Origin of the sequence: Streptomyces sp. NPDC001744 (assembly GCF_042892575.1) — a bacterium.
In the GTDB taxonomy this organism is placed as follows: Bacteria; Actinomycetota; Actinomycetes; order Streptomycetales; family Streptomycetaceae; genus Streptomyces.
The window spans coordinates 44,047-56,843 of the sequence record NZ_JBIAUG010000006.1 but is presented as its reverse complement, the minus strand read 5'-3'; the positions used below and the strand labels follow the sequence as shown (position 1 = coordinate 56,843).

The following is a 12,797-nucleotide window of genomic DNA, read 5'->3' as shown; positions in this document are numbered from 1 at the left end:
GTCGTCATGCCTTCACCAGCCCCTCGGCCCCCTCGGTCGCCCCGCCCAGCGCCAGGTAGACGTCCTCCAGGCTGGGCGTGGCCAGGGTGAAGTCGTCGAGGGCGGCGAAGGCGGCGCCCCCGGTGACGGTGGCGACGGCCGCGCGGGCCGCGTCGGGGGCGAGCCGCAGGACCCAGCGCCGCCCGGTCTCCTGGGAGCGTTCCCGCAGCGCGGCGACCTCGGGCAGGTGGAGGGGGGCCGACTCGCGCCACACCAGTTCGACGCGGACCTCGTCCGCCACGCGCTCCTTGAGCCCGGCCGGCGTGTCGCAGGCGATGACCCGGCCGTGGTCGAGGACCGCGACCCGGTCCAGGACCGTCTCGGCCTCGATGACGTTGTGGGTGACGAGCAGCACGGTGGTGCCCTGTTCGGCGCGTCGCCGGTCCACGGCGGCCCAGACGGCGCGCCGGGCGACGGGGTCCATGCCGGTGGTGGGCTCGTCCAGGACGAGGACGGGCCGCCGTCCGACGAGGGCGGCGGCGACGCAGGCGAGCCGCCGCTGTCCGCCGGAGAGCTTCTTGAGGGGCCGGGAGGCGAGCGCGGTGAGGCCCAGTTCCTCCAGGACGGCGTCGCGCTCGGCACGCGCGTCGTGGGCGGTGAGGCCGCGCAGCCGTCCGGTGGTCTCGGCGGCCAGGGCGACGGTCAGCTCGTCCAGGGCGGTGGACTCCTGGCCGAGGTGGGCGAGGAGGCGGGACGCACGCTCGGGGTGGCGCACCAGGTCGTGGCCGAGCAGCTCGACGGAGCCGGAATCGGGCCGCATGAGCCCGGTGACCTGGCGGACGAGGGTGGACTTGCCGGCGCCGTTGGGGCCGAGCAGGCCGAAGATCTCGCCGCCGCGCACATCGAGGCTGATCCCGTCGGTGGCCCGCACGGCGGAGGTCGCGGGCGCGCCGCGTCTGCCGCGCGTGGCGGGGTACGTCTTGACCAGATCCCGCACCGCGCACACCGTACTCACGGAGGAAGAGCCTACGGGGTCGCCGGGCCCGCTCCGGGCGCGGGGGCGTGTTCGGCGGCGGCGCGCACGTCGATCTCGCGCCAGAATCCGGCCCTGATCGCGTACCGGTCGTGCTCGTCGATCTGGTCGTCCTTGTGGGCGAGGAGGCCGAAACGGGCGGCGTAGCGGAGGAGTTCGCCGTCGATGCGGTGCGGGATGCGGGGGTAGAGGACGGAGAGCTTCTGGACGTGGCTCTGTTCCGGGAGGCGTTCCATCCACCGGCGGGCGAATACCTGTCCGACCTCGAACGGGTCACCGCCGACGGTGGTGATGTCCTCCTCGCGGTCGGCCCAGCGCTGCTCGGCGCTGGTGAGGGCGGCGAGCGTGGGCAGGGAGGCGGTCTCGGCCGGTTCGCCGAGCGGGGCCGGGCGCTCGACCCAGCCCCGGTCGGAGGACCAGCGGAGCGCGCTCGTGCTCTGCGGCACGGTGGTGGCGATGCCGTGGGCGTGGGGGGCGCGCAGCCCCGCGAGGTCCTTGGGGGTGGGGACGACGCCCTTCCCCGGGGCCGGGGCCTGGTCGGCGTCGCGGGCGCGCCCGTTCCCCCGGGCGTGCCGGTGGCCGCCGTCGCCGGAGGCGTCGGAGGGGGCCGGTTCCCCGTCGCGCGCGCCCCCGGAGGCGGCCGCCTCCGCCGCCCGCTCGGCGGAGGCGGCGAGGGCGGCCTCGGGCAGCGGCGCGGAGAGGATGGCGGCGATCTCGGGGCGCGGGGCGGGCGGGGGCGCGCAGACCCCGGTGAGGTCCTTGGCGCGGACGGCGCGGGTGATCCAGACCCGGTCGAGGACCCGTCGTTCGTCGGCCTCGGCGACCAGGTCCTCGGACTGGTTGTAGTCGCCGTCGGCGGCCTGGACGGCCCAGAGGTGGACGGCGACGCCGTGTTCCTTGGCGGACATGAGGCCGGGCAGCAGATCGCCGTCGCCGGTGACGAGCACGATGTCGGAGCAGGCCCTGTTCCTGGCCAGCTCGGTCAGCTCGGTGTGCATGGCCGCGTCGACGCCCTTCTGCGCCCAGCGCCCCTCGCTCCTGGTCAGGGCGCCGAGCCGGACGGTGACCCGGGGCATCACGCGCAGCCTGCGGTGTTCGGGCTGGGGCACCCGGTCGGGCGCGCCGTCGAACCAGTAGACGCGCAGCAGGGGCAGCGCGGTCTCGGCCTCGGCCCGCTGGCGCAGCTGCTGGATGAGCGCGGCGTGGTCGACGGTGATCCGGGAACGGGCCGGTTCCCCGGCGAGGAGGCTGGCGGCGGCGCCCAGCAGGTAGCCGGCGTCCACCAGGACGACGCAGCGGTCCACGTGTTCCACCCTCTTTCGGCCCTGGGGGTCGGACTCGGGATCGGAAGTTGCTCCGGGTTTCCTTCGAGTCTGCCCGACCGCCGGGAGCTTGACGGCCGGAACTGGATCATCGGCGTGGCGGATGCCCCGTCCGCAGGGCTTTTACGTTCCGTAATGATCCAACATGCGGCGTTTCATGCCGTATGTGAGTCTGACAACGGCCCTGGCCCCTAGATCCCCTTGAGGAGGCATCACCATGGCCAAGAACCGCAACCAGAACCGTGGTCAGAAGCAGTCCCCGGCCGAGCGCGGCGCCCAGCAGGCCCAGCAGACGGCGATGGAGTCCGAGGCCGCGCAGCGCGCGTCCCAGGTCCTGCCGAGCGACGTCGCCCGCAAGGGCCGTCAGAAGCGCTTCGGCCACAACTGACGCCACAACCGTCCTTCGCGTACTCCGCGTACGGCAAAGGGGCGCGCCCGTGACGACGGGCGCGCCCCTTGCGCGTGCGCGGGCCGGAGGGGGTCAGCCCGCCAGGCAGGACGGGCCGAGCAGCACCTTCAGGTCGCCGAAGAGCGCCGGGTCGGCCGTCACCCGGTGCCGGTCGAGCCGGAGGACGGTGGTCTTGCGCGGGCCCTGGAGCTTGATCCGCACCTCGGTGTTGCCCTTGTGGTGCCGGAGGATCTCGCCGAGCCTGCTGACCATCGGCGGGGTCACCTTCACCGTCGGGATGGTGAGGACCACCGGCGCGTTGGTCCCGGCGTTCGACAGGTCCGGGACCATCAGCTCCATGGCGACGAGCCGGGGCACGTCCTCGCGCTTGTCGAGCCGTCCCTTGACGAAGACGACCGTGTCCTCGACGAGCTGGGTGGAGACCAACTGGTACGTGGCCGGGAAGAACATGCACTCGATGGAGCCGGCCAGGTCCTCGACGGTGGCGATCGCCCAGGCGTTGCCCTGCTTGGTCATCTTGCGCTGGAGGCCGGAGATGATGCCGCCGATGGTGACGACCGCGCCGTCGCCGTGCTCGCCGCCGGTGAGCTGGGAGATCGCCGCGTCCGTCTTGTCGGACAGGACGTGCTCGATGCCGAAGAGCGGGTGGTCGGAGACGTAGAGGCCGAGCATCTCGCGCTCCTGGGCGAGCAGGTACGACTTCTCCCACTCGACGTCGGAGAACTCGACGTCCAGGCCGAAGCCGGGTTCGTCGCTGGTCTCCTCGCCCATGCCGCCGAAGAGGTCGAACTGTCCCTCGGCCTCCTTGCGCTTGACCGCCACCACGTTGTCGATCATGGGTTCGTGGTGGGCGACCAGGCCCTTGCGGGTGTGGCCCATCTCGTCGAAGGCGCCGGCCTTGATCAGCGACTCGACGGTCCGCTTGTTGCAGACGACGGCCTCGACCTTGTCGAGGAAGTCGGGGAAGGAGGAGTACTTCCCCTTGGACTTGCGGGTCCTGATGATCGACTCGACGACGTTGGTGCCGACGTTGCGGATGGCGGAGAGGCCGAAGAGGATCACGTCGTCGCCCTGGGCGGCGAAGTTCGACTGGGACTCGTTGACGTTGGGCGGCAGGACCTTGATGCCCATGCGGCGGCACTCGTTGAGGTAGACCGCGGACTTGTCCTTGTCGTCCTTGACCGAGGTCAGCAGTCCCGCCATGTACTCGGCCGGGTGGTTGGCCTTGAGGTAGGCGGTCCAGTAGGAGACCAGGCCGTACGCGGCGGAGTGCGCCTTGTTGAAGGCGTAGCCGGCGAAGGGGACCAGGACGTCCCAGAGGGCCTGGATGGCCTCGTCGCTGTAGCCGTTCTTCCGGGCGCCGGCCTGGAAGATGGTGAAGTTCTTCGCCAGCTCCTCGGGCTTCTTCTTGCCCATCACGCGGCGGAGGATGTCGGCCTCGCCGAGCGAGTACCCGGCGATGATCTGGGCGGCCTTCTGCACCTGCTCCTGGTACACGATGAGGCCGTAGGTGACCGCGAGCACCTCCTCGAGCGGCTTCTCCAGCTCGGGGTGGATCGGGGTGATCTCCTGCTGCTTGTTCTTGCGCAGGGCGTAGTTCGTGTGCGAGTTCATGCCCATCGGGCCCGGCCGGTACAGGGCGGACACGGCGGAGATGTCTTCGAAGTTGTCGGGCTTCATCAGCCGCAGCAGCGACCGCATGGGGCCGCCGTCGAACTGGAAGACGCCGAGGGTGTCGCCGCGCTGGAGCAGTTCGAAGGTCTTCGGGTCGTCGAGCGGCAGGGCGAGCAGGTCGAGGTCGATGCCCTTGTTCGCCTTCACCATCTTGACGGCGTCGTCCATGATGGTGAGGTTGCGCAGGCCCAGGAAGTCCATCTTCAGGAGGCCGAGCGACTCGCACTGCGGGTAGTCCCACTGCGTGATGGTGACGCCGTCGGTGTGCCGCACCCAGATCGGGGCGTGGTCGACGATCGGCTCGCTGGACATGATCACGCCGGCGGCGTGCACGCCCATCTGCCGGACCAGGCCCTCGACGCCCTTGGCGGTGTCGATGACCTTCTTCACGTCGGGCTCGTTCTCGTACATCGCCCGGATCTCGCCCGCCTCGCTGTAGCGCGGGTGGGAGGGGTTGGTGATGCCGTCGAGGTCGATGCCCTTGCCGAGGACGTCGGCGGGCATGGCCTTGGTGAGCCGGTCGCCCATGGCGTACGGGTAGCCGAGGACGCGCGCGGAGTCCTTGATGGCGTTCTTGGCCTTGATCTTGCCGTACGTGCCGATCATGGCGACCTTGTCGGAGCCGTACTTCTCCGTCACGTACCGGATCACCTCGACGCGCCTGCGCTCGTCGAAGTCGATGTCGACGTCGGGCATCGAGATGCGCTCGGGGTTGAGGAAGCGCTCGAAGATCAGGCCGTGCGGGATCGGGTCGAGGTCGGTGATGCCCATGGCGTACGCGACGATCGAGCCGGCCGCGGAGCCCCGGCCGGGGCCCACGGCGATGCCCTGCTTCTTCGCCCACATGATGAAGTCGGCGACGACGAGGAAGTAGCCGGGGAAGCCCATCGAGATGATCGTGTCCATCTCGTACTCGACCTGCCTCATGCGGTCCTCGGGAATCCCGTTCGGGAACCGCCGGTGCATGCCGCGCATGGTCTCCTCGCGGAACCAGGTGACCTCGGTGTAGCCCTCGGGGATGTCGAACTTCGGCATGAGGTTCTTGGCCTCGAACATGCCGGTGGTGTCGATCTGGTCCGCGACCAGCCGCGTGTTGGCGCAGCCCTCCTGCCAGGCGTCCGAGGAGTCGACGGCGTACATCTCCTCCGTGGACTTCAGGTAGTAGCCGGTGCCGTCGAACTTGAAGCGGTCCGGGTCGGAGAGGTTCTTGCCGGTCTGGATGCACAGCAGGGCGTCGTGGGCGGTGGCCTCGTGCGCGTACGTGTAGTGCGAGTCGTTGGTGACCAGCGGCGGGATGCCGAGCTTCTTGCCGATCCGCAGGAGGTCCTCGCGGACCCGGTGCTCGATCTCGATGCCGTGGTCCATCAGTTCCAGGAAGTAGCGGTCCTTGCCGAAGATGTCCTGGTACTCGGAGGCGGCCTTCAGGGCCTCGTCGAACTGGCCGAGGCGCAGCCGGGTCTGCAGCTCGCCGGAGGGGCAGCCGGTGGAGGCGATCAGGCCCTCGGACCACTGGGAGATGGTCTCCTTGTCCATCCGGGGCCACTTCTGGAGCCAGCCCTCGGCGTAGGCGTCGGAGGAGAGCTTGAAGAGGTTGTGGAGTCCGGTGGCGTTCGCCGCCCAGATCGTCTTGTGGGTGTAGCCGCCGGAACCGGAGACGTCGTCCCGCTTCTGGTGCGGCTGGCCCCACTGGATCTTCCGCTTGTTCCGCCGGGACTCGGGGGCGACGTACGCCTCGATGCCGATGATCGGCGTGACGCCGGCCTTCTTGGCCGAGTGGAAGAAGTCGTACGCCCCGTGCAGGTTGCCGTGGTCGGACATGGCGATGTGCGTCATGCCCATCTCGTTGCACGCGTCGAACATGTCCTTCAGCCGCGCGGCACCGTCCAGCAGCGAGTACTGGGTGTGGACGTGGAGGTGCGTGAAGGGCGGCTTGGTCACGGCGGGGGGCCTCCGGGAGAATGCGTGGCCCGGAACGCCTCGTACGGGGTGGCGGTCGGGCGACGGGCGGGCGGGGTGCGGGCTGCGGGCAGCCCGGGGGGACGGTGTCGGAGTCTAGTCGGGCGGGTGGGCCGGGCGGGGCGCCCGGGGGCTAGGGTCGCGCGGTGGGAGACGGAGAACACCTGTCCCTTTTGTCGTGAACACCCTGCGCGCACGTCCCCGTACCAGGAGGCACCCCGATGCCGGTCCCCCAGCCCACCGACGCCGAACGCGGCGAGCACATCCTCGCCGTCTTCGACACCGCCTTCGGCGAGCTCCTCGCCGCCGACCCGGCGGCCTTCCGCGTCAAGTTCCGGAAGATGGCCGGCTCCGCCTTCGCCTTCTACCGGGGCACCGCGTGCCTGTTCTACGCCGACCTGGAGGAGGAGGCGCACGGCGGGCCGTACCTGGACGAGCGGACCGGCCGGGTCTGGATCCACGGCGACCTGCACGCGGAGAACTTCGGCACGTACATGAACTCCCACGGCCGGCTGATCTTCAACGTCAACGACTTCGACGAGGCGTACGTGGGGCCCTTCGTCTGGGACCTGAAGCGGCTGGCGGCCTCGCTCGCCCTGATCGGGTACGCCAAGGCGCTCAGTGACGGACAGATCACCGAACTCGTACGGATCTGCGCCGCCGCCTACCGGGAGCGGATCCGCGCCCTGGCGGCCGGCGCCGGGGCGGACGAGGTGCCCGGCTTCACCCTGGAGACCGCCGGCGGGCCGCTGCTCGACGCCCTGCGCCGGGCCCGGTCGCTGACCCGCTTCGGCCTCCTCGACTCGATGACGGAGATCCGGGACTTCGAGCGGCGCTTCTCGGGCGGCGGCGGCGCGATCGAGCTGGACACGGCCACCCGCCACAAGGTCCTGGCCGCCTTCGAGGGCTACCTGGAGACCCTGCCGGAGTCCAGCCGGGCCCGCCCCGACTCGTACCGGGTGAAGGACGTGGTGGGACGGCGCGGGATCGGCATCGGCTCGGCCGGCCTCCCCTCGTACAACATCCTGTTGGAGGGGAACAGCGACGCCCTGGAGAACGACGTCGTGATCTACCTCAAGCAGGCGCAGACCCCGGCGGTCTCCCGCCACGTGACGGACGGGGCGGTGCGGGAGTACTTCCGGCACGAGGGCCACCGCACGGTGATCTCGCAGCGGGCGCTCCAGGCGCACGCCGACCCCTGGCTGGGGTGGACGGAGCTGGGTGGCGCGGGCCAGCTGGTGGCGGAGGTCTCGCCGTACGCGGTGGACCTGGACTGGTCGGACATCGACGACCCGGCCGAGATCGCCGCGACCGTGGCGGACCTGGGCCGGGCCACGGCGACCATGCACGCGGCGGCGGACGACTCCAGCGGCCACTCGCTGGTGCCGTTCTCGACGGAGCGGGCCATCGACGCGGCGATCGCCGCCGACGAGGAGGGCTTCGCCGAGCTCCTGGTGGACTTCGCGCACGCCTACGGGGCCCGGGCGCGGGCCGATCACCAGATCTTCGTGGACCTCTTCCGCAACGGCCGGATCCCGGGACTCCAGGGGCAGGCGGGACCCTCCACAGCCTTCCTTTAGAGACCCCTTACGGGCCCTCGTGGCACACTCCTGGACGATGGACATGGCAGGGACGCAGCTGAGGGCGCTGCGGGCGGCGTTCTTCACGGCACTGGTCGTGACGCTGTCCGTGGCGTCCCACGTGCTGCTCTCGGGCGCGCCGCTGCCGGCGGGGACGGTCGTGCCGGTGGCGGCCGGCGTCTTCGCCGTGGCGTACGCGCTGGCCGGCCGCGAGCGGGGCCTCGGCCCGATCGCCGGACTCCTCGTCCCCCTGGAGCTGGCGGCCGACACCCTCTTCACCAGCGGCCAGACGGTCTGTTACGGCCTCGCCGGCGGACCGGTCACCGGCTCGCTGCGGTCGGTGGGCGTGGAGGTCTTCTGCGGCGGTGCCGTGGGCTCGCCGCTGCCCGGGGTGGTGACCCCGGAGGGCGGGGGCGCGTCCGCCCTGCTCGACTCCCCCGACCCGGCGCTGCCGTGGCTGCTGCTCCTGACCCACGTGGGCGTCGGGTTCTCGGCGGCCTGCTGGCTGCGCGGCGGGGAGCGGGCGCTCGCCCGGCTGGTCCGCGCGGTGGAGACCCTCGCCTTCCGGCCGCTGCTGCTCGTGGTGGCCCTCGTCCGCGCCGCCGTCCCCGCGCCCCGGCGCGCCGGACGCCCCGGGGGGCGGCCCCGGCCCTCCCGCGTCCGGCTCCTCGTGCACTCCGTGGGGCGGCGGGGGCCGCCGCGTCCGGGTCCCGCCCTCGTCTGAGCGGACCCCGCGGTCCCCCCTGCCCTCCCCTTTCCCTCCACGGAGATCACGATCATGAGTGCACGCAACAGCCAGGCCAAGAAGGCGGCCGCCCGCGAGCGACTGCGCGAGGAGCGCGAGCGCCAGGCGAAGAAGGACCGGATGCGCCGGCAGCTCGTCGTCGCCTGCTCGGCCGTGGCCGTCCTGGCCGTCGCCGGCGGCATCGGCTACGCGGTGGTGCAGGCCAACAAGCCCTCCCACTGGGAGACGGCGGCGGAGGCGAAGAACGTCACCGCCCCGAAGAACACCTCGGGCGCGAACGGCACGACCGTCGTCATCGGCAGTCCGTCCGCCGCGAAGACCCTGGAGCTGTACGAGGACTCGCGCTGCCCGGTCTGCGCGACCTTCGAGCAGTCCGTGGGCTCCACGATCGAGAAGGACGTCCAGGCGGGCAAGTACAAGATCCGGTACGTCGGCGCCACCTTCATCGACAACGCGGCCCCGGGCGAGGGCTCGAAGAACGCCCTCTCGGCGCTCGGCGCGGCCCTGGACGTGAGCCCGGAGGCGTTCCTGAAGTACAAGGCGGCGCTCTACTCCGCGAAGTTCCACCCGGAGGAGAACGAGGACAAGTTCGCCGAGGACTCCTACCTCCTGGAGGTCGCGGACTCGGTGCCGGCGCTCAAGAACAACGCCGCGTTCAAGAAGCACGTCGAGGACGGCACCTTCGACGCCTGGGCCATGAAGATGTCCAAGACCTTCGACGACAGCGGGGTCACGGGCACGCCGTCCCTGAGGATGGACGGCAAGCCCGTGACGGTCCAGGGCACCGACAACCCGCCGATGACGACGGAGGAGTTCGGCAAGGCGATCACGGCGGCCCTCGCGTCCTGACGCCCGGCCCCGCTCCCGGGCGCCCGGCCCCCGGCGGCACCCGGCCCCGGACCCGCCGGTCCGGGGCCGGGGCGTGCCGGGGGCGGGTGCGCGCGGAAGCCGGGCGCCGCCGGAGCGGGACGCTCCGGGGCCGGGGCGCCCCGGAGCAAGGCGTCCCCGGAACGACGAGTGGGCGAATTTCCCGTTCTCGCCCGCCCCTTGGGCGTACTCCTCAGTAATCTGACTGGCCGTGACCAGTCGACGCATACCCCTCGCCCCCACCCGCCGCACGGTCGTGAAGGCCGCCGCCGCCACCGCCGCCACCGCCCCCGCCCTCCTGGGCGCGGCCTCCCCCGCCCTCGCGGAGACCGGGCAGGCCGCCTTCCCGCACGGGGTCGCCTCGGGCGACCCGCTGCCCGACGGCGTCCTGCTCTGGACCCGCGTCACCCCGGTCCCCGGCGCCGTGCCCGGTTCCGGATTCGGCCCGGACGTCCGGGTCGACTGGGAGCTCGCGGAGGACCGCGCCTTCGCCCGGGTCGTCGCCTCCGGCACGGTCACGGCGGGCGCCGCCACCGACCACACGGTGAAGGCGGACGTCCGGGGCCTGCGCCCGGCCACCTCGTACTGGTTCCGCTTCACCGCGGACGGCGTCGTCTCGCCGGCCGGCCGCACCCGCACCGCGCCGGCCGCCGACGCGGCCCCGGACGGCGTCCGCTTCGGCGTCGTCTCCTGCGCGAACTGGGAGGCGGGCCACTTCTCGGCCTACCGCCACCTCGCCGCCCGCGCCGACCTGGACGCGGTCCTGCACCTGGGCGACTACCTCTACGAGTACGCGAGCGGCGTCTACCCGGAGGCGAAGTACACCGTGCGGCCCCACGAGCCGCGCCACGAGATCGTCACCCTCGCCGACTACCGCGCCCGGCACGGGAAGTACAAGACGGACCCCGGCCTCCGGGCACTGCACGCGGCGCACCCGGTGATCGCCATCTGGGACGACCACGAGTTCGCCAACGACGCCTGGTCGGGCGGGGCCGAGAACCACACCCCGGGCGCCGAGGGCGCGTGGGAGGCCCGGGTGGCGGCCGCCAAGCAGGCGTACTTCGAGTGGATGCCGGTCCGGACCTCCACCGAGGGCACGGTCTTCCGGCGCCTGCGCTTCGGGAGACTGGCCGATCTGCACCTGCTCGACCTGCGTTCGTTCCGGTCGGCCCAGGCGCGGGCGGGCAGCGGCGCGGTCGACGACCCGGAGCGGAGCATCACCGGCCGCGCCCAGCTGGACTGGCTGAAGGCCGGGCTCGCGGGTTCGGACGCGGCCTGGCAGCTGGTCGGGACCTCGGTGATGATCTCGCCGGTCGCCTTCGGCGCCCTGCCCGCCCACCTCCTGGAGCCGCTGGCGGAACTGATGGGCCTGCCGAAGGAGGGGCTCGCGGTCAACGTCGACCAGTGGGACGGCTACACCGACGACCGCAGGGAGCTGCTCGACCACCTGATCGCGCGGGGCGTCCGGAACACGGTCTTCCTGACCGGCGACATCCACATGGCCTGGGCCAACGACGTGCCGGTGAAGGCCGCGACGTACCCCCTCTCGGCGTCGGCGGCGACCGAGTTCGTCGTGACCTCGGTGACCTCGGACAACCTGGACGACCTGCTGCGCGTGGCGCCGGGGACGCTCTCCGCGGTGGCGGCGACCGCCGTGAAGGCGGCCAACCGCCACGTGAAGTGGGTGGACATGGACCACCACGGCTACGGCGTGCTCGACGTGACCGCCGCCCGCTCGCAGATGGACTACTACACGGTCTCCGACAAGGCGGACCCGGACGCGACGACCGCCTGGGCGCGCTCGTACCGGACGCCGAGCGGAACGCAGCGTGTCGAGCGGGTGTACCAGCCGGTCCTCTGAGGCCCCCAAGGGGTCTATTTTCAGCCATGATCCCCTCTGTTTCGGGGAGATCACACGGCGGGGGCGGGTGGCTGTTTTTCGGCGATCGAATCCGGACACACCACCCGCCTCCGCCCCCGGGATGTGACGTACTCCTCCCAAACTCCGGAAGCGGCACAAGTTTTTCTTCCCGATGCACCGAATTGCCCCACGGATGATTGGGCTTGATCACTCCTCAACGACGCCTGACATGGACGCGTAATCTCCCCGGCGTGGCGGAGGAAGTTCCTCCGCCCGCCCCCCACGAGGAGACACCATGCGTGCTCTTGCCCGTATATCCCCGCGTATGTCACGTCGTATCGTCGGCACCGCCGTCATGGCCGGAACCCTGGCCCTTGCCCCCCTCTCCGCCCCCGTCGCCACCGGCGCCTCCACCCCCGCCCTGGCCGGCGCCTCCGCCGAGGAGTGCGCGGACGGCACCGCCGCCCTCTCCGGCGCCCGCAAGGCGCGCGGCGCCGACAACCACGCCGCCGAGCCGAACGAGGTCACGGCCGCCCAGGCCAAGGCGATGGACGAGGACCTCAGGAAGAAGCTGGCCTCGGCCCGTTCGGCCGGGCGCCTCGGCGCCTCCGCCGGGGAGGCCGCCGCCACCGCGGTCACCATCCCCGTCTACTTCCACGTCATCCACTCCGGCACGACGGGCAAGCTCTCCGCCACCGCCATCAACGACCAGATGAACGTCCTGAACGCGGCCTACGCCGGCCAGGGCACCGGCAACGTGAACACCAACTTCCAGTTCACCCTGGCCGGTACCGACTACACGGACAACGCCACCTGGTACAACCTGACCTCCGGCTCCACCGCCGAGAAGCAGATGAAGCAGACCCTCCGCAAGGGCGGGGCGAACGCGCTGAACTTCTACACCGCCAACCTGGGCGGCGGCCTCCTCGGCTGGGCGACCTTCCCCTCCTCGTACAAGTCCAACCCGTCCATGGACGGCGTCGTCGTCCTCGACGCCTCGCTCCCGGGCGGCTCGGCGGCCAACTACAACCAGGGCGACACCGGCACGCACGAGGTCGGCCACTGGATGGGCCTCTACCACACCTTCCAGGGCGGCTGCACCGGCAACGGCGACTACGTCACCGACACCCCGGCCGAGAAGAGCCCGGCCTACGAGTGCCCGGCCGGCCGCGACTCCTGCACCAGCAAGGCCGGCGCGGACCCGATCCACAACTTCATGGACTACACGTACGACTCCTGCATGTACCAGTTCACCGCGGGCCAGGCGACCCGCATGAACGAGAGCTGGACCGCGTACCGCGCGGGCTGACCCGTTCCGGAACGCACCGGGGGCGCGGCGGGAGACCCCTCCCTCCGCGCCCCCGGGCGTAC

Annotated in this window: 9 protein-coding genes; 6 read left to right on the top strand and 3 right to left on the bottom strand. The window is 71.6% G+C overall.

Features of this window, described 5'->3' with window-relative positions; translation table 11 throughout:
- Nucleotides 1-4: 4 nt before the first annotated feature.
- Nucleotides 5-985, bottom strand: a complete 981-nt coding sequence (locus tag ACFYZY_RS09610; protein ID WP_388691946.1) for an ABC transporter ATP-binding protein — start codon at nucleotides 983-985, stop codon at nucleotides 5-7.
- A gap of 20 nt (nucleotides 986-1,005) precedes the next feature.
- The gene (locus ACFYZY_RS09605) at nucleotides 1,006-2,325 is read right to left on the bottom strand and encodes an NYN domain-containing protein (RefSeq protein WP_388691486.1); all 1,320 of its coding nucleotides are present in this window, start codon (nucleotides 2,323-2,325) and stop codon (nucleotides 1,006-1,008) included.
- A 226-nt stretch (nucleotides 2,326-2,551) separates the two neighbouring features.
- On the opposite strand from ACFYZY_RS09605, the gene ACFYZY_RS09600 reads away from it, so the two are divergent.
- Entirely contained in the window at nucleotides 2,552-2,722 is a 171-nt protein-coding gene (locus ACFYZY_RS09600; RefSeq protein WP_388691483.1) for a hypothetical protein, read from the top strand.
- Nucleotides 2,723-2,815: 93 nt separating this feature from the next.
- On the opposite strand, the gene dnaE is transcribed toward ACFYZY_RS09600, so the two are convergent.
- Nucleotides 2,816-6,355, bottom strand: coding sequence for a DNA polymerase III subunit alpha (gene dnaE / locus ACFYZY_RS09595; protein WP_388691480.1), 3,540 nt, complete (start codon nucleotides 6,353-6,355; stop codon nucleotides 2,816-2,818).
- A gap of 239 nt (nucleotides 6,356-6,594) precedes the next feature.
- On the opposite strand from dnaE, the gene ACFYZY_RS09590 reads away from it, so the two are divergent.
- From ACFYZY_RS09590 to ACFYZY_RS09570, 5 genes are all read left to right on the top strand, one after another.
- Nucleotides 6,595-7,953, top strand: a complete 1,359-nt coding sequence (locus ACFYZY_RS09590; RefSeq protein WP_388691477.1) for a DUF2252 domain-containing protein — start codon at nucleotides 6,595-6,597, stop codon at nucleotides 7,951-7,953.
- Nucleotides 7,954-7,990: 37 nt separating this feature from the next.
- Entirely contained in the window at nucleotides 7,991-8,677 is a 687-nt protein-coding gene (locus ACFYZY_RS09585) for a hypothetical protein (protein ID WP_388691474.1), read from the top strand.
- A gap of 54 nt (nucleotides 8,678-8,731) precedes the next feature.
- Nucleotides 8,732-9,547, top strand: coding sequence for a DsbA family protein (locus ACFYZY_RS09580; RefSeq protein ID WP_388691471.1), 816 nt, complete (start codon nucleotides 8,732-8,734; stop codon nucleotides 9,545-9,547).
- Nucleotides 9,548-9,776: 229 nt separating this feature from the next.
- On the top strand, nucleotides 9,777-11,426 hold the full coding sequence (locus ACFYZY_RS09575) for an alkaline phosphatase D family protein (RefSeq protein WP_388691468.1): 1,650 nt from the start codon (nucleotides 9,777-9,779) through the stop codon (nucleotides 11,424-11,426).
- A 325-nt stretch (nucleotides 11,427-11,751) separates the two neighbouring features.
- Nucleotides 11,752-12,735 carry a zinc metalloprotease gene (locus tag ACFYZY_RS09570; RefSeq protein ID WP_388691465.1) on the top strand — a complete coding sequence of 328 codons (984 nt, stop codon included), beginning with the start codon at nucleotides 11,752-11,754 and terminating at the stop codon, nucleotides 12,733-12,735.
- Nucleotides 12,736-12,797 lie beyond the last annotated feature (62 nt).